General features: G+C 25.9%; 21 protein-coding genes. 10 read left to right on the plus strand and 11 right to left on the minus strand.

Annotated elements, in window-relative coordinates:
- Positions 1 to 413: 413 nt before the first annotated feature.
- From KGF38_RS19210 to KGF38_RS19225, 4 genes are all read left to right on the plus strand, one after another.
- Positions 414 to 2,648, plus strand: coding sequence for an EAL domain-containing protein (locus KGF38_RS19210; protein WP_074178958.1), 2,235 nt, complete (start codon positions 414 to 416; stop codon positions 2,646 to 2,648).
- Positions 2,649 to 2,870: 222 nt separating this feature from the next.
- The gene (locus KGF38_RS19215; RefSeq protein WP_054269905.1) at positions 2,871 to 4,604 is read left to right on the plus strand and encodes a sensor domain-containing diguanylate cyclase; all 1,734 of its coding nucleotides are present in this window, start codon (positions 2,871 to 2,873) and stop codon (positions 4,602 to 4,604) included.
- 361 nt (positions 4,605 to 4,965) lie between these two features.
- Positions 4,966 to 7,179 (plus strand): GGDEF domain-containing protein, encoded by a 2,214-nt coding sequence (locus KGF38_RS19220; protein ID WP_054269904.1) that lies wholly within the window; start codon positions 4,966 to 4,968, stop codon positions 7,177 to 7,179.
- Positions 7,179 to 8,189, plus strand: a complete 1,011-nt coding sequence (locus KGF38_RS19225; protein WP_176702478.1) for a substrate-binding domain-containing protein — start codon at positions 7,179 to 7,181, stop codon at positions 8,187 to 8,189. The genes KGF38_RS19220 and KGF38_RS19225 overlap by 1 nt, the downstream gene beginning before the upstream one ends.
- A gap of 314 nt (positions 8,190 to 8,503) precedes the next feature.
- Here the strand turns inward: KGF38_RS19225 and KGF38_RS19230 are convergent, their stop codons facing one another.
- The 5 genes from KGF38_RS19230 to KGF38_RS19250 form a co-directional block, all read right to left on the minus strand.
- Positions 8,504 to 8,875 carry a DUF4145 domain-containing protein gene (locus KGF38_RS19230; protein ID WP_079770259.1) on the minus strand — a complete coding sequence of 124 codons (372 nt, stop codon included), beginning with the start codon at positions 8,873 to 8,875 and terminating at the stop codon, positions 8,504 to 8,506.
- 219 nt (positions 8,876 to 9,094) lie between these two features.
- Positions 9,095 to 9,850: a DUF1835 domain-containing protein gene (locus KGF38_RS19235; protein WP_054269901.1), complete on the minus strand. Its 756-nt coding sequence runs from the start codon at positions 9,848 to 9,850 to the stop codon at positions 9,095 to 9,097.
- Between the two features lie 113 nt (positions 9,851 to 9,963).
- On the minus strand, positions 9,964 to 10,395 hold the full coding sequence (locus KGF38_RS19240; RefSeq protein WP_054269900.1) for a hypothetical protein: 432 nt from the start codon (positions 10,393 to 10,395) through the stop codon (positions 9,964 to 9,966).
- Positions 10,382 to 10,612, minus strand: a complete 231-nt coding sequence (locus tag KGF38_RS19245) for a helix-turn-helix transcriptional regulator (RefSeq protein WP_054269899.1) — start codon at positions 10,610 to 10,612, stop codon at positions 10,382 to 10,384. Before KGF38_RS19245 ends, KGF38_RS19240 begins: the two co-directional genes overlap by 14 nt.
- Positions 10,613 to 11,121: 509 nt before the next feature.
- Positions 11,122 to 11,505 carry a BlaI/MecI/CopY family transcriptional regulator gene (locus tag KGF38_RS19250; RefSeq protein ID WP_074178957.1) on the minus strand — a complete coding sequence of 128 codons (384 nt, stop codon included), beginning with the start codon at positions 11,503 to 11,505 and terminating at the stop codon, positions 11,122 to 11,124.
- Between the two features lie 212 nt (positions 11,506 to 11,717).
- Here KGF38_RS19250 and KGF38_RS19255 point away from each other — a divergent pair, with 212 nt between their 5' ends.
- Genes KGF38_RS19255 through KGF38_RS19265 form a run of 3 tightly spaced genes read left to right on the plus strand, consistent with a single transcriptional unit; the run spans position 11,718 to position 12,567 of the window.
- Positions 11,718 to 11,951, plus strand: coding sequence for a helix-turn-helix transcriptional regulator (locus KGF38_RS19255; RefSeq protein ID WP_074178956.1), 234 nt, complete (start codon positions 11,718 to 11,720; stop codon positions 11,949 to 11,951).
- Complete coding sequence (locus KGF38_RS19260) at positions 11,935 to 12,348, plus strand: hypothetical protein (RefSeq protein WP_074178955.1); 414 nt, start codon at positions 11,935 to 11,937, stop codon at positions 12,346 to 12,348. Before KGF38_RS19255 ends, KGF38_RS19260 begins: the two co-directional genes overlap by 17 nt.
- A gap of 18 nt (positions 12,349 to 12,366) precedes the next feature.
- Positions 12,367 to 12,567 (plus strand): hypothetical protein, encoded by a 201-nt coding sequence (locus KGF38_RS19265; RefSeq protein WP_079770258.1) that lies wholly within the window; start codon positions 12,367 to 12,369, stop codon positions 12,565 to 12,567.
- Positions 12,568 to 12,741: 174 nt separating this feature from the next.
- Here the strand turns inward: KGF38_RS19265 and KGF38_RS19270 are convergent, their stop codons facing one another.
- Positions 12,742 to 13,602 carry a hypothetical protein gene (locus tag KGF38_RS19270; protein WP_074178954.1) on the minus strand — a complete coding sequence of 287 codons (861 nt, stop codon included), beginning with the start codon at positions 13,600 to 13,602 and terminating at the stop codon, positions 12,742 to 12,744.
- Between the two features lie 575 nt (positions 13,603 to 14,177).
- Between KGF38_RS19270 and KGF38_RS19275 the strand changes: the two genes are divergently transcribed.
- From KGF38_RS19275 to KGF38_RS19285, 3 genes are read left to right on the plus strand one after another with little or no spacing between them, the layout of a single operon-like run.
- Entirely contained in the window at positions 14,178 to 15,500 is a 1,323-nt protein-coding gene (locus KGF38_RS19275; protein ID WP_227832638.1) for a sensor histidine kinase, read from the plus strand.
- A gap of 42 nt (positions 15,501 to 15,542) precedes the next feature.
- Complete coding sequence (locus KGF38_RS19280) at positions 15,543 to 16,130, plus strand: accessory gene regulator ArgB-like protein (protein ID WP_074178952.1); 588 nt, start codon at positions 15,543 to 15,545, stop codon at positions 16,128 to 16,130.
- Between the two features lie 12 nt (positions 16,131 to 16,142).
- Positions 16,143 to 16,277, plus strand: a complete 135-nt coding sequence (locus KGF38_RS19285; RefSeq protein WP_074178951.1) for a cyclic lactone autoinducer peptide — start codon at positions 16,143 to 16,145, stop codon at positions 16,275 to 16,277.
- 328 nt (positions 16,278 to 16,605) lie between these two features.
- Here the strand turns inward: KGF38_RS19285 and KGF38_RS19290 are convergent, their stop codons facing one another.
- The 5 genes from KGF38_RS19290 to KGF38_RS19310 form a co-directional block, all read right to left on the minus strand.
- Positions 16,606 to 17,403 (minus strand): N-acetylmuramoyl-L-alanine amidase, encoded by a 798-nt coding sequence (locus tag KGF38_RS19290; RefSeq protein ID WP_074178950.1) that lies wholly within the window; start codon positions 17,401 to 17,403, stop codon positions 16,606 to 16,608.
- Positions 17,404 to 17,406: 3 nt separating this feature from the next.
- Positions 17,407 to 17,835 (minus strand): phage holin family protein, encoded by a 429-nt coding sequence (locus KGF38_RS19295; protein WP_285891544.1) that lies wholly within the window; start codon positions 17,833 to 17,835, stop codon positions 17,407 to 17,409.
- Between the two features lie 66 nt (positions 17,836 to 17,901).
- On the minus strand, positions 17,902 to 18,072 hold the full coding sequence (locus KGF38_RS19300) for a hypothetical protein (protein ID WP_176702477.1): 171 nt from the start codon (positions 18,070 to 18,072) through the stop codon (positions 17,902 to 17,904).
- A gap of 11 nt (positions 18,073 to 18,083) precedes the next feature.
- The gene (locus KGF38_RS19305; RefSeq protein WP_074178948.1) at positions 18,084 to 18,431 is read right to left on the minus strand and encodes a hypothetical protein; all 348 of its coding nucleotides are present in this window, start codon (positions 18,429 to 18,431) and stop codon (positions 18,084 to 18,086) included.
- A 16-nt stretch (positions 18,432 to 18,447) separates the two neighbouring features.
- Positions 18,448 to 19,470 (minus strand): hypothetical protein (locus tag KGF38_RS19310; protein WP_227832639.1); only part of this gene is annotated, 1,023 nt, incomplete at its 5' end.

The raw sequence follows: 19,470 nt of genomic DNA on the forward strand, positions 1-19,470 counted from the left end.
GTCTCGGAGATGTGTATAATATACAGTTGCTATGATACGAATTTATTTATAATAAATTAATTATAAATAAATTATTTATTCATAAAATTATTAAAATTAATATTAGCTATAATGAGTTCTATAGTGTCAACTGCATAATCTGCAATCTATCTATTTATAAAAAAATATGATATAATTGCATTCAAAAAGGAAATCTTTCAATACTCGAACTTAATAATTAACTAATTTTATCTAAGATTATTACTAGACTAAAAAATTTTTATTTTTAATATTATAACAAGTAAGTTGATACATCTAAGTTTGAAATACTTATTAAAAATAGATTAGTCAAATTATTTATAAATTAACATTTAAATATTTTTAGCATAAATGTGTTTATCGTCAAAATTTCAAATATCTTATGGAGGAATACCATGCAAAATTATGATTATATAAAAATGTTAAATAAAAAGGTAGAACTATTAGCTAATGAATTAGATAATAGAGATTATAAATTAAAAGTCTCAAATGAAATAGATTTTTTTTCTAAAATACCAAACAGGGAGTTTGTATACCAATATATTGATGACTGTATTTCAAAAAATATACATATTGGAGTTATGTTATTAAATATTGATAACTTTAAATTATTTAATGATATATATGGATACTTGGTTGGAGAAAATCTATTAATCAACCTAACTCAAGAACTGTTGTACTTTATTCCAGAATCAAATGGAATAGTTACTTATCTAAAAGGTGAAGGATTTTTAATTGTAATTCCTAATGTATCAAATGAAGAACTAGATAATATAGGTACAACCATTATAAAGAGTGCTAGAGAATTAAAAGTACAACTTCCTAATGAAAAAGAAATACACTCTAATGTTACATTTAGTATTGGTAGTACTATTTGGGATGGCGAACCAAATGTAACTACTTTAGTGATTTTCAATCAAGTATACAGTGCTTTAAAAAAGGCCAAAATAGAAGGTAAAAATAGATACATACCATTTGATTTTGATGATAATAATTTTTATAACAAATTGGAAAATGATAAAGAATTTTTATACGAAATATCACATGCTTTACAAACTAAACAAATTGAAGCATTTTATCAACCACTCTATAATATAAAAAACAATACTATAGTAGGATGTGAAGCTCTTGCTCGATGGAGACATCCAATTAAAGGACTTCTTACTCCAGATAAGTTTATACCTTTATTTGAGCAATTTGGTTTAATAACAGAATTAGATTTATATTTATTTGAAGAAAACTGCAAAAATATAAGAAGATGGATTGATAACAATGATGTTTTTGTTCCAATTTGTTGTAATTTTTCTCGTCTTCACTTTTTTAATCCTAATTTTCCAAGTATGCTAAAAGGCATTACCGAAAAGTATAGTGTTTCTACATCAAATTTCAGCATTGAAATCACAGAAAATGTATTGCTAGAAAATACAAATACTATTATTCAACATTTAAATGAGCTTCGTTCTTATGGTTTTTCTGTATCTATGGACGATTTTGGTTCTGGATATTCATCTTTTGGTATGTTGCAAAATCTACCTTTTGATGTAATCAAAATTGATAGAATATTTTTATCTCATAATTTGAATGATTTCAAAAATGCAACAATTTTATACTCTATAATAAATATTGCAAGAGCTCTTGGAATGCTTACAGTGTGTGAAGGTGTTGAGACAGAACAACATGTAGAATTTATTAAAAGTATAAATTGCGATATTGCTCAAGGTTATTATTATGCAAAACCTATGGAATGTGCTCAATTTGAAAAATTACTATCTAAAGAAAATAATTCAGGAGAAATGTTTATAAAATATTCTGATATAGGAAAATCCTTAGTAGAAAAGATATTTGATGAATTTTTTATTATGCAAGACATGAAAAAACTAAAATCAAATGTAACTGAAGATATTCAATGGTCTGACTTTTACAGCAAAACGGAAATTACATCTTTTGCTAAAATAATAGAACACTTTGAGAAACATATTAAAGGTAAAAAATTTTCTATTCTTTATAAAAGTATAACTCCACATGATACTGACTCAAATTTATTATTAATTAGTGGAGAAGCTGTTTTATCAGATGAGTCTGCTGAATATCAAAAGTATAGTAATTTCTATTTTAGTGCAAATTGTATAATTTCAGAAAATAGATTGCTTTTAAAAAAATTAAACCTAGACTTAATTAAAACAGCTGGCTATATAAATGAGTTTGAATCATATTCTATACCTAAAATGACAAACACTCATCTTGATGAAAGTAATATTTTATCACAATTTTATTCAATGTTACCTGTAGGTATAATTCGTTATGATTTATTTGGTGATATGATTATTACTTATATGAATGAAGAAATGTTTGATATTATAGGTTATACAAAAGAACAATTTTTTGGTGAGATGGGTGGTAACTTAAGAACAATTGTTCATCCAGACGATTTAGACTTTATTTATAAAAAGAGTTTGGAAATGATTGATACAAATAAAATTGAACCTTTTTTATATAGATTTATAAAGCGCGATGGTCAAATTGTTACAGTTATGTATACACAATGTAATCTATATGCAATTGACGGAAGAGCTATTGCACAAGGTATGTATATAGATATAAATAAAATAAAAAATTTAACAGAAGTCTAATCCAAAACACTTTATTTTAAAGAAACTAATATATTTAAATAAATTTTTCAAAGTATTTTATAAATGTAAGCATCTTTCATTAAGTTATATTGTTGATAGAGTAAAAAATTTTGAATCTATGATGATATACTTATATAAAACATTGTTTAACAACATTTTTAATTTAAGTATATTAATGTATAATATAACTGAGATGTATAATAAAAAGAAAGGGGGAATATCATGAGTATACTCCTAAAAAAAGCACCTAAATTTGCAAAACATATTATAATAAACTTTTATGTAAATAGAGATATTGATGAAATATTAAAACACCTTTCTAAAGATATCACATGGATTGGACCAGGAGAACAGGAATTTCTCACTTCTTTTAATGAAATAAAAGATTATTTTTATGCAGGTCAAAATGAAGTACCTTCTTGTGATATAAGTAATGATACATTTGAAATTGTAAGTGAAGATAAAAATAGATGTATGGTATTAGGAAAATATACTGTTAGTACTAAAGAAAATGCACAAATGGTCTTAGAAGTAAATCAACGTTGCACATTTGAGATAATTGAAGATAGAGAAAGATTACTAGTAAAACACATGCATATATCAAATCCTTATGGTGAAATGCAAATTGATGAATACTTCCCTACTAAAATTGGAACACAAAGTTATGATTATTTACAAAGATTGTTAAAAGAAAAAACAGAAGTTATTGAAATGATTACAAATAATATCAATGGTGGATTAAAGGGTAGCAATGATGATGATACATTCTCCTTTTTCTATGTTAATGAAGGATTGCCTAAAATATTGGGATATACCTATGATGAGTTTATCGAAATGAGTGGTGGTACCGCAGTAGGAGCTGTATATCCACCAGACTTGCCTAAAGCACTAGGAGATTGTGAAAGATGTTTTGCGAATGGAACTACATATTCAACTGAATATAGAATACGCAAAAAAGATGGAACATTAATGTGGGTATTGGATTCTGGAATGAAATCATTAAATAATGACGGTGTAGTAAAAATTAATAGTATTATTACTGACATCACTCAACTAAAAAATATCGAATCTGAACTAAAATTAGAAAGAGAACGCTATCGTATTGCTCTACAAAATATTACAGACATTATGTTTGAATATGACATTGGAAATGATAATTTTATAAAGTACCAACGTGTAGAAATTGACAAGAAAATTGAATTAGAAAACTTTGAAACAAAAAATTATTCTAAATTGTTAGAGTCTGGAGCAATCATTCATCTTGATGATATTGGCAAATTACTAGAAGTACTTCGTGGAAACCTTAGAGAGACAATTGAAATAAGACAATTAAACTCATTAACTAGAGATGAATGGAGATGGATTCGTGTTCAATGCTCAGTTATCTATGATAGTGACCATAATCCTATCAAAACAATTGGTGTTTTGAAAGATATAACTGAAGATAAATCTAAATTAGAAATTTTAATTAATCAAGCTCAACGTGACCCACTAACACAACTATACAATCAAAGAGTATCAGAAAACTTTATACAAGAGTACTTCTGTAGTTCTGATAAAAAAACTAGTGATGCTCTATTAGTTATTGATATTGACGATTTTAAAACTGTAAATGATACTTTTGGACATTTAGAGGGGAATGAAGTTTTAGTTGCTGTATCAAAAATATTACTACAAAACACATGTGATAAAGATATAGTTGCTCGCATTGGTGGAGATGAATTTATGATATTTATAAAATCATTAACAAATGATTTAGTAATCAAAGCTACTAATAATATTTTAAATGATACAAGTAAAATAAAAGTGAAAGATAATCATAAAATAACACTAAGCATTGGCATTGCTTTTGTTAATGATTCAATTAAATCGTATAAAGATTTATTTTCTAAAGCTGATAAAGCTCTGTATATATCAAAAGCAGCTGGAAAAAATCGTTATAGCATATGTGAATAATAAAATTATTATATTATATCTTTGCCTAAAAATAACTTATAACTTAGGTATTGTTATTTATAATTATATTAATCATAAAGTATATGATTATTTAAAAACAATCATCATATACTTTATGATTATTTTATATAAATAAACCTTTCGAAACTTTATATTTAAACTCCTTCCCTAATTCCATATAAATTTTTAAAATAAATTTATCTAAAGACATAAAGCCAGTTTATTTTTAATTTTATTTTTTATATAAATTAATCATCATTTTTAAATATATTTTTGGCTTATATTATTGCCTATGAATTATATCGATGATATACTGATACTATTTAAAACATCTTTCATCTGCAGAAAGGATTACTATATGATGAAAACAAAAAATTTAAAGAATATTCCGTTTTTACTTACAGTCTTTGTGGATATTTTAATGGCAATTGCAGTTTTCTATCTAATGAACTATGTACAATATTTACTGCAATCAGATGTTAAAATTAATTTAACTGAAATTGTAACACAAAATAAAGATGTAATTACAAATAAATTAATGATGGAGGTTAATAATTTAGACCTTGTTTCCAACCAAGTGTCAGAAAGATTTTCACAATCAAAAGACAAAAGTCAGGATAGTTTAAAATCTATAGCTTTAAATTATTCAAAAGAAAAAAATGATGATAGACTTTTCTTTGCATCAGAAGATGGAAAGGCAACTTTTCCAAATGGCAAAGAACTTGATATTTCAGGAAGGCACTATTTTAAGCTAGTTTCTAAGGGGATTCAAAACATATCTGAACGAATAGTTTCTAGATTAGATGGAGAGGACATTTTTGTTATAAGTGTTCCTATAGAATCTCATGGAGAAGTTATTGGCTCAATTCAAAAACAGTATACACTGAAAGAAATGTATAATCTCTGTTCAGTTTCTCTATTTTCTGAAAAAGGTCATATGTACATTATTAATAGTCAAGGATACATTCTTATAAGTTCTGAGCAGGATATATACAATAGAGAATCTGATAACTATTATAGAATGATTTTTTTACAGAACCCAGAGGTTTCTAAGAGTCTAGAGAAAGATATACAAAACAATCATTCAGGTATTATGGAAACAGAGCTAAATGGTGAAAAATATTTTTCTGCTTATACTCCTATAGACAAAGTCTATGATTGGTATTTAATCTCAAGTGTATCTACTAACGCAGTTTCAGCAAATACAAATATTGTTATTAAGTTATTCTATTTTATTTTATTGGTTGTTGTAATGTTTTTTGGTTTTAGCATGATATATTTTTTATATTTAAAAGAAAAACAGCAGACTAAGTTAAAAAAAATTGCATTTGTAGATACTATTACACAAGGCAATACATATACAAAATTTATGTTTGATTTACAAAATCTCCTACGCACAAATACAAACAAGCAATTTTATATTTTTACTTTTGATATTGATAATTTTAAATACATAAACAATTTTTACGGATTTGATGTTGGAGATAAAATTTTAAGAAAAATTAATGAGATTTATACTAAGAGACTTTCTATAAATGAACAAGTTGCTAGAGTTTATAGTGACCATTTTGTTGTTCTTCTAGAAGATGCCTCTGAACAAAGACTTAATTCCTTATTTGATTCAGAATTAAAGATAGAAGGTGTTACAGTATACCTTTCTGCTGGTTTATATCCAATTATTAATCGAGATGAAAGCATCAATCTTATGGTTGATAAAGCAAACATGGCAGCTCAAAAAATTAAAGGGATGAGATACAAAAGAGTGGAAATTTACTCTGAGAAGTTTGATAAACAGATGATTCACAATGAACAAATAAAGAGAGCTATTGAAAAGGCACTTGATAATGATGAAATTATTCCTTTCTATCAACCTAAAGTTGATATTAATAGTCACAAATTAGTTGGTGCTGAAGCATTGGCACGTTGGAGAACTGATGATGGAAAATTAAGACCTCCTGGTGAATTTATTTCAGTATGTGAGAAAACTGGATTAATTACAGCTGTTGATATGACTATATTTGAAAAGACTCTAAAATTTATTAAGAGAAATTTAGAAAAAGGTGTGAATTGTGTTCCAATTTCTGTAAACTTTTCGCGCATGCACTTTCTTAATAATGACTTCTTAGATGTACTTCTTCAAAAATTAGATGAGTATAAAGTACCACCTCATCTAATTGAATTAGAACTTACTGAAACTATAATTTTTGATAATTATAAAATGATTGAAGAATTTATAAACAAAGTACATGATAATAAGCTTCAAATTTCTATGGATGATTTTGGCTCTGGTTATTCTTCACTACATATGCTAAAAGATATGGACATAGATATTTTGAAAATTGATAGAGGCTTCTTAAAAGATACTGCAAATAGTGATAGACAAAAATCTATTTTTGCTGCCATTACTCAGATGGCAAGAAGTCTAAATATCAAGGTGGTAGTAGAGGGAGTTGAGAATATAGAAAATGTAGAGCTTATGCGAGAGTTTGGATGTTCTATTGCACAAGGCTATTTCTATTCAAAACCTATAAGTGAGCAAGATTTTGAGAGACTTTATCAGGAGGGAAAAATATAATGAAACGTATTATAAGTTTGATTTGTATAGCAGTTCTTTTTTTAGTTAGTTTGTCAGGATGTGAAAGTGAAAAACAAAATGTAAAAATTGGTGTTTCTTTTGGTGTTGGAAGTGCCACACGTTGGCAACATGAAAAAGAATATATGGAGCAACAAGCTAAAAAACTTGGTGCTGATATAGAGGTACGCCTTAATCAAACAGATAAACCAAAGACACAAAAACAAGATTGTTTTGAAATGATAGATAATGGAATTGATGTCCTTATTATTACTCCACGTGATGTAAATAAAGTTCAAGAAATATTAGATTATGCTAAGGAAAAAAATGTACCAGTTATAAATTATGCTCGTGTTGTTTTGGGTGAAAAAGTTGACCTCTTTGTAGGATATGATAGTAGTAGAATTGGACAGAGATTAGGTCAATACCTTTCAGAAATAGTTTATGATGGAGATTATATTATACTTCAAGGTGACCCTGGTGACAATAATGCTAAATTATTGTACCAAGGAGCAATGAGATATATCTCTCCTATTAAAGACAATATAAATATTCTTTTGGATGCTCCTGTAAAAGGTTGGTCTCCTGATGAAGCAAAGAAGATGGTCATTGAAGCAGTAAGTTCTAATAATAACAATATAGATGCTATTCTTGCCCCAAATGATAAAATAGCAGGAGCATGTGTTGATGCATTAAAAGAATTAGGAATTTCAAAACATGTAGTTATTACTGGTATGGATGCAGAAATAGATGCTGCTAAACGTATTGTTGAAGGTACACAAGATGTCACAATATATATGGATTTAAATGAGCTTGCCTGTACTGCTGTGAATGAAGCAGTTCATATGGTAAAGAATGAAACTATAAATGTAAATTCAGAATTTGATAATCAAAGTGGTAGTACAATTAAAGCTAACCTTATAACTGGTCAACTGGTTACTAAAGAGAATTTAGATAAAATACTCATTGATAATGGTTATTTTACTAAAGAACAAGTTTATGGTAAGAATTAAACTTTAAGTATATAAAAATATCAGATTATAAATATTTTATTACAAATACTTAATATTAATATAGTCTATCAAATAACAACTTATTTATATAAAAAAGTGGACTCTTAAAAGAGTTCACTTTTTATTTTAAATATAAAATTGCCTGTCTATAAATGCAAATTTTTTCTTAGAAACTTTCACATTCATAATTTTTAAATATTAAGCTCAGGTTCATAGCTGTTGCACATATACTATACTTCATTTCTACTGGTATACAATCTACTCCATTTATAAAATCTATTATGTATTAAATGCCAAAATACATCTTCTCCCTATTATTCTGCCATAGCTGGAAATTCATAGACTATCTTTAACAACATTTCAGTGAAAATTAATGTCTTCTTAGCATCTTCCTCGCTTACAATACAAATTTCATGAGTAGCTTCATTTCCTATCTTTCTTATTTGGTTCACCCATTTTTTAGAATTAGGCAATATATAATTCTTTTTATCAAGCCATTCAACATAAAATATAAATGTCTTATTTTCTTCAGCACCTAAATGTACTGCTACATTCATTAATAACTTTCTGCAACATAAAGCTACTGATGTAAATGCATTTACACTAAATGAATTTCGAGCTTCTTCATATAAATTTTCAACATCTTTATTATTAATATGTAATACATCATTCCCAGCTTTGGACATTGGATACTGTCTATTGTCTTTATCAAAATAAGTTGGATTACCACAACTAGGACATACATATATGCTTATTTCAACCTCTTTTTCTGGACTAGTACGATAAATACCTTCATAACCTTTTTCACTTCCTACATAGCAACCACAATATCCACAAGTGTAGTTTTACCTAACAATTCATTGTCTATTCCTTCCCAAAAATTCATCGTCTTCACCTCCAAATACTTAAATTTTTCTTATTTCAGTATCAGAATATAAATCATCTTTACTTCCTTTAATTTCTACTATTTTTAAATTTACCAAATTCATTATTCTCCAAAGTATAAACCAATCTTTTACACGCATTTCATCTTCAAGCAAAGATTCTGCAACAACTTCAATTAAGGGTTTCCATTTATCACTAATATTTTTTAGTATATATTTATCAAAATAAGTTTCTTCAACACTTTTAATTTCTTTTCCTATCAATGCTCTAAAAATAGTATTTTCTTTAACTAATACATCCCATTTATTTTTAATTTCTAGCTTTTCATTAAATTCAATTTCTGATGCCTTGTTTAAAAAGAAATAAGTATCTTCTGGAGACATTTCACTAGTAAACGAATATTTCATTATACCATCTTCTATCTTTTTTTCATCTATTAATGCAATTTTTATGTTTTTATCTTGAAACTTACTCACTATATAATATACACCACATAAATCCCTTGAGTTATTTGCACACCATATTATTATGTCTCTATGTTTTACCAAGCTTCTATCTTCTAATAAATTGGGCTTGAATAATAGTTTAGGATTATTTTCAAAATCAGCTCTAACTTTAAAAATATCTTTTCTTAATTCATAATTATTTACATCTGAAATATCACCTATTGATAAATCATCTTCAAATACTACAATTTTATTATGTGGTATTAACTTTAGCTTCATTGCTTCTTTTAATATATAATAACAAACATCATCAAAACATATGTATGCCATGCAACTCACCTCTCTGTACAATTAATAATTTATTTTATTATAATATATAAACTGTACTTGTTAAACAATCCTAGATTATTATAGTATTATTTATAAAATTAGTTGATATATTTTTATTCACGCTTTTCATAATATAAGTATGAAATAAACTCTATAATAATGTACATCATGCTTAGAATTGCAATTGGAATAAAAATAAACATATACAATATATTTTCTGTTAAATAATAAAATAAAAAGCTACATATACTAATAATTGTTGTAATCCAAAACATAATATTTCCACTCTTAGCTTCACTTTTTAACTTTATAAGACGATTTCTTTCATCCATAGATTCAATCCTATCTTCTTGTGTAGCTTTTTTAGAAAATGCCCGAATAAGAGTTATAATCCCAAATAATAAAATTATTATAGAAAATACAACATGCTTAATTTGCAGTGTTAGCCAATCTTCAGGATATATAATATCTTTTGTTAAACTACATATTCCTAATATTGTAGCCAAAACACCAAAGGTAAAACCTTTTTTATTATAAATTTTCATATTGTTTATCCTCCAACTCTTTATTTTCTTTAAGATAGCATAAATCTTCTACTGTTGTGCCAAATACCTCTGAAATACGATAAGCAAGCATGAGCGAAGGAGCATACTGTTCTTTTTCTATAGAAATAATTGTTCTCTCGCTCACATAAACTAAATCAGCAAGTTGTCGTTGTGTCATTCCAATGGAAATTCTTAATATTTTAATTTTAGTTTTCATTGAATACTCCTTTTATAATATGAAGTTCACTTTATATAAATAAGTACTAATATAAAATCTGTTTCAGGAAGATTAGGCATGCAGATATAAAAATAAATATGAATAGATATTATTACTTATTAGAAGAAATGGACAAAGAAGCATGTGAAAATATAAGTAAAATATTATTCAAATAATGGTCAGCTAAATGCCATTTTAAGTACTTTTTTTATTAGTCAGTTAAATATCAGCAATATAGATAATAAAATCTACTTATAAAACACTTGAATTTACTATTATTTAATAAAATTTATAATTATTTACTCTTTGTTGTTGACATTAGTACTATACCATATCTTTATTTGTAAATGTTGTTATTCCAATATATTCATATCTTTTTATATGCTTTTGTCAGTTAAATGTCAGCAAAACATTTTATACACAGTATTTACATAATTTTTCCACAGCTTATCCCCAACATTATCCACAGAAAAAAGGTAGAACTTATATTAGTCGCTACCTTTCATTTATTAATCTTCATCCTTCCAACTTTTTATCCAGTCCCCTATTTCTGTTATTTTGTCTTCTGTTATTTCTTCTCCATCATGTAATTTTGAAATAAGTTCTGATAAAGGATTGTTATGTAAACCTCCAAAAATTCTTTTACCTTCTAATTTCAAATATTCTTTTTCTTTCACTAATACTGTATAATGTACATGTTTTCCAATTCTCTGAGAGATTAAAAAACCTTTTTTAGTTAACCTTGTTAAAAGCGTAATTGTAGTTGTATGTTTCCAGCCATATATTTTTTCTATCTCATCTGCAACATCCTTCGATGTTACAGTTTTATAACCTGAGTTCCAAATGAATTTCATGATTTTTAATTCTGCATCTGGTAATTTCTTATTTATCATAATATATTCCTTCTTTCTATAAAACCTAAAATCTAACTTAAACTAATAATAGGAGCTTTTTAACACAAAAACTACAGGTAAAATTTACCATATATTCTACGTTTTAGATTATTTTTATCTTTCCTCTAAAAAAAATTGACATTTTACTTATTTTAGGATATTATGAAGTTGACTTCACATGAAGTTAGCTTCACATAGAAAGAGGGTATGGAATGAAAACAAAAGTACGAGAATTTCGAACAAATATGGGTCTAACACAGCAACAACTTGCTGATTTAGTCCATGTATCAAACAGAACAATTATTTCTATTGAAAAAGAGCAATATAATCCTTCTCTTATGCTTGCCTACCGTATAGCACAAGTATTTGATACAACGGTTGAAGAACTATGTTGTTTAAAAGAAAATAAAGAAATGGAGGACAAAAAACATGAAAGTAAAGAATAGACGAGGTTTTATAGTAGGTATTATAGCTTCTATGTTATGTTGTGTTAGTATAGTTATTTACTGCATTTTAAAAGAACAAAGATTCCTAATTTCATCATTCCTTTTAATTACAATAGCAATCTTTAATTTTTACAATGCTTTTTCAAGAAAAGGCATTGTTGAAGAATTGCACGATAATGCAGATGAAAGAGACTTATATTTAACAATGAAAACAAGTCATATATTAGTTAAAATTATGAATTATACATTATGTGCCTTTACATTTCTTTTCATCATAGCTTATAGTGCATGGAAAAATCAATCACTTCTAGTTATAGCTATAACACTATGCATCATTGAGATTTTTTTATTTGTTGCATATTTACTTATCAATATATTTTTAGAGAAAAAAGAGTAAATACAAGAGGTGATATAAATGTGTTTTAAGACTTATATACTAAAAAGAGTAATAAATAACAAGCAATTAGAAATAACTCGAAGTTTTGACTTAGATAATCTCATTTGTACTGCAACAGAAATATTGAAAGATAATAAGATTAATTTGATAATTACAGATGAAAAAAACAAAGTTGTTTGGAGAAATGAAAAAAGCACTCCCCAACATGAGAATGCTTAGTTACAGATATAGAAGTGTACTGCGAATACACTTCTATTTTTTTATTATATCATAAATTATTGATTAAAAAATAGCTAATGCAATAGTTTTTTAAGATAGCTCAAATAATCTTCTTGAGTATTTATATAGATTATTGAAATTTGAAATAAAAAAAAGACAAAATTACTCCATATCTTAAATCAAATTAAAGTCTATATTTATAGTATATAATTTATAACTTTTACCCATCTCAAATATTGATATTTCCATATCATATGATGTATTATAGGTTTCATCATATATATTCTTACGTTTAATGTTAATTGTACCCACCTTAATATTTTTCCTAATATATATACCATGTTTATTATTTTCTCTAAAATTATCTATAAGTTCACTCGATAATTCCCTAATATACATTTCAGTATACATGTTTAAACCTATCTCAACTTCTTGTAAAGAAGAAATATATTCCTTCTCGACTTTAATATTTTCATTTATATCAAACTCGTTAAAGAATTTATTATATACTTTTAAATCCTCATCTGTTAAATCCTTAGTTTTAACTATATTTTGAGGTTTTTCCCAAAATACTTCTATTTGTATTGCCGCTTCTTTTCCTACATTCACAAGTGTTAACTTTATAATATCTGAACATATTGGAACTTTGTTTGGCATCTGAATTTCATTAAACATACAAGGAGTACCATAAGTTTTATACAAATATGCATTTTTCTTAATAGGAATAACCTTAGGCTCTCTTTCCCTAGATATACTTTCTTTTAACTCTTCATTATCTTTTTTAGCCATTTCTCTAGTTATCAATATAGCACCTAATGTTGCTAACCCTCCAAATATACCACCTAAAAAACTGCCCCAAAAACTTAGCCACTCACCATCTGTTGAATTATGTGTTCTTATATCCCAATATAACACCCTATTTATTAACAACGGTAAGCCAATACATATAATAAGAATTGCTATTACACTTATAAATATGGTTAGTATCTTATGCCTTTCAATCCAACTTTTATTTTTATTATTTATCTTACTCACTACTTTGCCTCCATTTCTATAATATATATTCTACCATTTTGTACAAAATAAAAAATCCCCTAAAGGGGACCTTGAGTGGCTAACACCACTCTTATTTGTTATCATCATCTTTATGGTAAAAATCTGCATCACAATTAGGCTATAGTAAAATTGGCATACCTTCCACTCTGTTTTTTATTATATCATACGTTCTAGGTTGCTGAAAGGACCTATTTAAATCGTTTTTAAGATATGTTAAGTAAGGTTATTGATATTTATTATATTAATGTATTTCAAAAAATAAGCACTCCTATAAAAAGAGTGCTTTGGTGTATGTTAATGTATATATCTAATACAATTATAACATGTCTTATGTTTTAGTATGATAATTTTAGTTCATTTTATTATTACAACTTTTACTTATTCATATTAATAATAATGTATACAGATAAAATTATTTATATATATATGTTATATTTAGCAACTTTATCCCATGGTAACCTATTTTATGATATAATTACTATAAAATTTCAAATTATTTTCGTATTATTAAATGAAGTTTATACAAAATTACTTAACTTATGGAGAGTTTTATTATGTTAGATTTTTTTATAACAACTGTTTCTTCTATTATAGAAATTTGGGCATGTAAAAAAGTATTTGATTATACAAGTAAAATCAAAACTAGTTTAATAAATTTATATTTTTTAATTTCCACTTTTATTATTATTTCTACTTTATATATTAATGTTGGTGCTGATAATAGAATATTAATATGCATTTTTGTAATGTTTATTTTTTATAAATTGAGTTATGAGGTTAATCTTTACAAATGTTTGATAGTTTCATTTTCTTATTGGGCAATATTAGTATGCATAAATGCATTAAGTATGATAGCAATAGTTTCAATAAATAATTTGAGTTCTATGAATATTTTATTAAATGATAATTTTTATAGATATGAAACTATAGTGCTAGGAAATGTAGTTCTAATTACTTTATTATACATTTATAAATCTATATCTAGTAATCTACAAGTTACTAAAAAAGAAATTTATATGTGTATACCAATAGTCGCAAATATGATATCATTTTTTATATTTTATAAATATATCTTAAAACTACTAGATATTTCTTCTGCTACTAGATTAGATATTTTAATCATGGTACTATTATTAACTTTTTCTAATATAACATTAATTTATAGCATAGTTAAAATATTAAAAAGTAATAAAAAATATATTGAATTAACTAAACTACAAGAAAAAATAAATTCTGAAAATAAATATTATAGCAATATAAAAAAATATTATCTTAAGACAAAAGAATTAAACCATGATATGAAGAATCATCTTATTTGCATTAATGAAATGAATAAAAAAAATATTGATACTAGTAATTACATAAAGGATATAGAAAAAAAGCTTGATGAATATAGCAATATATTTGATACAGGAAATATTACTTTAAACATCATATTATCAGAAAAAAAAGAACTTTGTATAGAAAAAGGAATTGATTTCACAATTAATATAAACTTTAACAATTGTAATTTTATTAAAGAAGAAGATATATGTTCTATCTTTGCAAATGCATTAGATAATGCAATTGAAGCTTGTGAAAAAATCAAAAACACTGATAAAAAAATAAAATTACAAGGAATGATAGTAAATAAATTCTTTGCAATAAAAATTACTAATACAAAATCAAATAATATTTTATTAAAAAACAATAATTTTTTAACTACAAAAGAAGATAAAGAATTTCATGGATTAGGAATAAAAAGTATAAAAAATTCTTTAGAAAAATATGATGGTGCAGTTTCTATAGATTTCACAGAAGATTTATTTTATTTAAATATGATGATACCAATTAGAGAATCACAAAAAGATTCAAATATTGTATATGAGAATATTTAATACCTATAATTTATTAATAAAATTATTTAAGGAGAAAGTTAAATGATAAAATCTTGTTCTGATAAAATAGCTTTTTTATTTGTTTTAAATCAAGTAATAGAAAAAGATGATTTAGAAATCTGCTCCTATGGGTTAGAAATTTTACTATCTTCTATACTAAATACTCTAATTTCGTTAATAATAGGTTTAATATTAGGTAAATTTATTTATTCTATAGTATTCTTAATATCTTTTTGTACGATAAGGCAATTTTCAGGAGGATATCATGCAGCTAACAACAAAAACTGTATCCTAATTTTCAATAGCATTTTTTTTATTTCTATGGTTTTGGGAATAATTTTAAATAATTCTATCCCTATCCCATTATTTTTAGCGATATTGTCTAGTTTCAACTTTCTGAGCATTTTTATTTTTGCTCCAGTATGTCATGTGAACAATCCGCTAAATGAAACAAAATATAAAAAAAATAAGCTAATTTCAAGAGTTATATCTAGCACCTTATTCTTGATTGTTTTTCTAGGTTGCAAATACTTAACTTTATACAATTATGTTGTATATACTTTTTTAGCTTTATCTTGGATAAATTTATTACTAATTATTCAGATTATTATAAATAAAAAAATATCATAGGGAGATGTTAATATGAAAAAAATTCTATATCACTTCATGAAAGCCTGTAGTGTATTAGCTATGTTTGCAGCATTTTTATCTGCAAACACAACTTCACTATGGCATGTATATCAGCCAAAAATACCAGAAAAACTAAAAAGATTCTAAAAAATACCAAAATAAGGTAACAACTAATTTTAGTTGTTACCTTCCTAATAATCAATGCTTAAATTTTGATACACTAAAATTTTTAACTTGAGACTTGAATAACTGTTCAATCTCACCGACTATACTCTGTATCTTATTTTCATATCTTGAATCATAATATATATTTATCTCACCTATGCTATTTATGCTTATAGAATAGTCTTTTCTTTCTATTATACATATGCTTATTTCTATTCTTAGTATATCATTCTTCTCATATACATTAGCTTATTTAATGTATATGAAACGTAGGTAAAATATACAAAAGATTTTAAGATATTAATTTTAATTATCTATTAATAAAATCTAATGCTTTGTAAAGTGTATCAAACCTATCATTACCTTTTATCATAGTATATCTTTCTTTAGTTATAGACCATATCTTATTACATGCTCCGCCACCTACAATATACAGATTTTGTGTCTGACCAGGAATATAATCTTTTATATCACATACTCTACATTCATTTTCTTTGTAGTTCCAACTAATTATCTGTGCTAGAACTTTGTCAACTTCTCCCTCATAAACTACTGTATGTTTATACATTTGTTTCACCTCAATATTATCTATTTTCTTATTTAATATACCCTCAGCTATTAGCTTTGCAACTGTATTTTTATTTTTAATATAGTAATCTGTATCTGCTTTACTGTCTACAAAGCATACCTCAATCAATATTGCTGGTGCTTTTGTATTTCTAAGCCAATACAAGCCCCTTACATCTGATTTAGCACCTCTATTTTTAAATACTGTTGCTAGTTTTTTGTTGACTCTTTCAGCATACACTTTGCCATTACTAGTTTTGTATATTGTTTCTGTACCCATTGGATTTAGAGTTGTGCTATTTGCATTGAAATGGATTTGCACTGCCAAGTCTATGTCTTGTTTATTTGCTATTTGACATTGTTCAGATAGATAATTATTCGATTTATCTATCTTACCAGTATATACAGTTGCTCCACCTTGTTTCAACCATTTCACTATTAAGTCAGTTAGTATTCTGTTTTCTTTTCCTTCGTCTATATAACCAACTGCTCCTGTTCCTTTACCTGTTAGTGTATGTCCTGGTACTACTGCTATCTTCATTATTTATTTTCCTCCTTTAATATTCAATTCATCTGTCATTGTATCTAGTAAATTTTCTATTTTCTCTTTTAGTTTTTTGGGAACTGGTAATCCACATAGATACATATTTTTTAATATACTTACACTTTCATACAAAATGAATAAAATAGAAAAAAATTCGGATATTCCAAGATGATTTAATCTCAGAAAATCAATCCATTCTTGTGGTAACATAAATAAAAAGTTAAACTTTGTAAGTATGTCAACTACTGCTAAAAAAAATATACATGCTATCATTGCAACTTTTCTTATTCCTCCATTTATACCAAAAGAGCTATTAAACTGATGTGTTTTTATTGATCTTAGACATCCTAAAAGAGTATCAAAAGCTATTGCTAATATTACTAACTTTATAAATATATTTGTTGCTAAAAAAACTATTGTTATATTCATACATCCTCCTAATTTTGTATTAAAATAGGACTTAGAATTATCTAATCCCATAAAAAAAGAACCTATTTAAAATGTTGGTTCTAATGGCGTTTCTTCTTTATTTAATAAATCCGTTAACTCTAAATATTGTTCTTCTGTAATCCTGTTTACTGCATAGAATACATCCATTTTATGTTGCAAATCCTCTTTGGTACTATAGTTCTTTTGTTCTATCATTAATTTTAATAAGTTATACATATTAATTCCTCCTAGATATTGTTATTTAATTTCATATTTACCACTTCAAATGCTGTGTTTACTATCTCACTATCTCTATTTTTATTTTCTTCTTTTAACATACTTAGTTCTTCTTCTAATGCTTGTAATCTCTTTTGTTCATCTGTTAAAATAACTTCTGTATCTTTTAAAACTGGTTCTTTTGTGATTGGATTTATAGACTCTATATACTGTTTACTATAGTCTATACTACCAAATTCAATATCTAAGTAATTTAATTTAGTTATTACATCATGTGCTAATATGTCTCCTGTTGCTTCGCCTGTTTGTATCCATACCTTACCTGTTTGGTCGTAAATTATTCTATTTCCTCTATTCATTCTATCACCTCATTTTTTATTCAAGAGCATACCATGTAAACCCTTCATCACCAGAACTACCTATTGTAAGAATAGGTAAGACTATTTTTTCATCACTATATTTAATTTGACCTGCATCTAAAAGAAAATTTCTGCCTTCATCACTAGTTGTAAATGCAGGAACTAAATATTCATTTTTTTTATATATAACATTTGAAGAATAATTAAAACTACTTATATTGTTTCCAATTACTATTACTAATGTTGGTTCAAATGCTAGATTGATTATTTCTGTACTATACATTTTTTCAGTCTCACTGCTTTTGTATTTTTTAAAGTCAATAAGTCTTGTTAACATAGAAGAAGTACCTTTTGCCCATCTTTTGCGTTGGCTAAGTTGATTGGTCAACTCTGTTATCCTATTTTGCAACTCTTCAACACTAGCATCTGAACTATCAAAAGAAGTCTTTATTTTTTCTGATAACTCCACTAATGTATTATTTAAATTTGCTTCTATATTCTTTAATGCTAAAGTATTTATAATACTTGTTTTACCATTTTTAAAACTTTCTCCAATCTCTACCAACTTAGATGATATATCTTGTAAAGTTGCATCAGATTGAAGTGGCATAATTTCTTTACTGATACTCAAAACCTTCTCAGCAGTTGCATTCTCTGCATCTGTAGCTACTATTTTAAGTGTGTGTATTGCATTGTCTGTAAGTTCATAGTTTATTGTTTTCTCTGTTGTCAAATCTGTTGTTATTGTTTCTTTTAATACATCATCAATGAACCACTCTATTTTACTTAAATTATTATCTGTGTCTATCGCTGTAAATGTCGCAGAAGTGGAATTATAAGAGGATATATTTAATTTTGGTTTAGTGTTGCCTTTTGTGAATATAACAGTTTTATCTAAAAATTTACCTCCTTGATAAGTACTAAGTTCTATAGTTATATTATTTTTAGAATTAAAACTTAAGGTTGATAAATGTTCATCTGTAAGACTTAAAGTATAGTTACCATCAAGAGCATAGTTTTTTTTAGATATCACAACATC

The sequence above is a fragment of the Clostridioides sp. ZZV14-6387 genome (assembly GCF_020657835.1).
GTDB classification, from domain to species: domain Bacteria; phylum Bacillota; class Clostridia; order Peptostreptococcales; family Peptostreptococcaceae; genus Clostridioides; species Clostridioides difficile_A.

What these genes read in the sequence shown, in the direction of transcription:
- KGF38_RS19290 (WP_074178950.1), bottom strand. Translation starts at nt 17,403, where the DNA reads ATGAAGATAGCAGTAGTACCAGGACATACACTAACAGGTAAAGGAACA.
- KGF38_RS19265 (WP_079770258.1), top strand. Translation starts at nt 12,367, where the DNA reads ATGTGTTTTAAGACTTATATACTAAAAAGAGTAATAAATAACAAGCAA.
- KGF38_RS19275 (WP_227832638.1), top strand. Translation starts at nt 14,178, where the DNA reads ATGTTAGATTTTTTTATAACAACTGTTTCTTCTATTATAGAAATTTGG.
- KGF38_RS19250 (WP_074178957.1), bottom strand. Translation starts at nt 11,505, where the DNA reads ATGATAAATAAGAAATTACCAGATGCAGAATTAAAAATCATGAAATTC.
- KGF38_RS19260 (WP_074178955.1), top strand. Translation starts at nt 11,935, where the DNA reads ATGAAAGTAAAGAATAGACGAGGTTTTATAGTAGGTATTATAGCTTCT.
- KGF38_RS19210 (WP_074178958.1), top strand. Translation starts at nt 414, where the DNA reads ATGCAAAATTATGATTATATAAAAATGTTAAATAAAAAGGTAGAACTA.
- KGF38_RS19255 (WP_074178956.1), top strand. Translation starts at nt 11,718, where the DNA reads ATGAAAACAAAAGTACGAGAATTTCGAACAAATATGGGTCTAACACAG.
- KGF38_RS19280 (WP_074178952.1), top strand. Translation starts at nt 15,543, where the DNA reads ATGATAAAATCTTGTTCTGATAAAATAGCTTTTTTATTTGTTTTAAAT.
- KGF38_RS19230 (WP_079770259.1), bottom strand. Translation starts at nt 8,875, where the DNA reads ATGTCCAAAGCTGGGAATGATGTATTACATATTAATAATAAAGATGTT.
- KGF38_RS19215 (WP_054269905.1), top strand. Translation starts at nt 2,871, where the DNA reads ATGAGTATACTCCTAAAAAAAGCACCTAAATTTGCAAAACATATTATA.
- KGF38_RS19240 (WP_054269900.1), bottom strand. Translation starts at nt 10,395, where the DNA reads ATGAAAATTTATAATAAAAAAGGTTTTACCTTTGGTGTTTTGGCTACA.
- KGF38_RS19285 (WP_074178951.1), top strand. Translation starts at nt 16,143, where the DNA reads ATGAAAAAAATTCTATATCACTTCATGAAAGCCTGTAGTGTATTAGCT.
- KGF38_RS19245 (WP_054269899.1), bottom strand. Translation starts at nt 10,612, where the DNA reads ATGAAAACTAAAATTAAAATATTAAGAATTTCCATTGGAATGACACAA.
- KGF38_RS19235 (WP_054269901.1), bottom strand. Translation starts at nt 9,850, where the DNA reads ATGGCATACATATGTTTTGATGATGTTTGTTATTATATATTAAAAGAA.
- KGF38_RS19225 (WP_176702478.1), top strand. Translation starts at nt 7,179, where the DNA reads ATGAAACGTATTATAAGTTTGATTTGTATAGCAGTTCTTTTTTTAGTT.
- KGF38_RS19220 (WP_054269904.1), top strand. Translation starts at nt 4,966, where the DNA reads ATGAAAACAAAAAATTTAAAGAATATTCCGTTTTTACTTACAGTCTTT.
- KGF38_RS19300 (WP_176702477.1), bottom strand. Translation starts at nt 18,072, where the DNA reads ATGTATAACTTATTAAAATTAATGATAGAACAAAAGAACTATAGTACC.
- KGF38_RS19305 (WP_074178948.1), bottom strand. Translation starts at nt 18,431, where the DNA reads ATGAATAGAGGAAATAGAATAATTTACGACCAAACAGGTAAGGTATGG.
- KGF38_RS19295 (WP_285891544.1), bottom strand. Translation starts at nt 17,835, where the DNA reads ATGAATATAACAATAGTTTTTTTAGCAACAAATATATTTATAAAGTTA.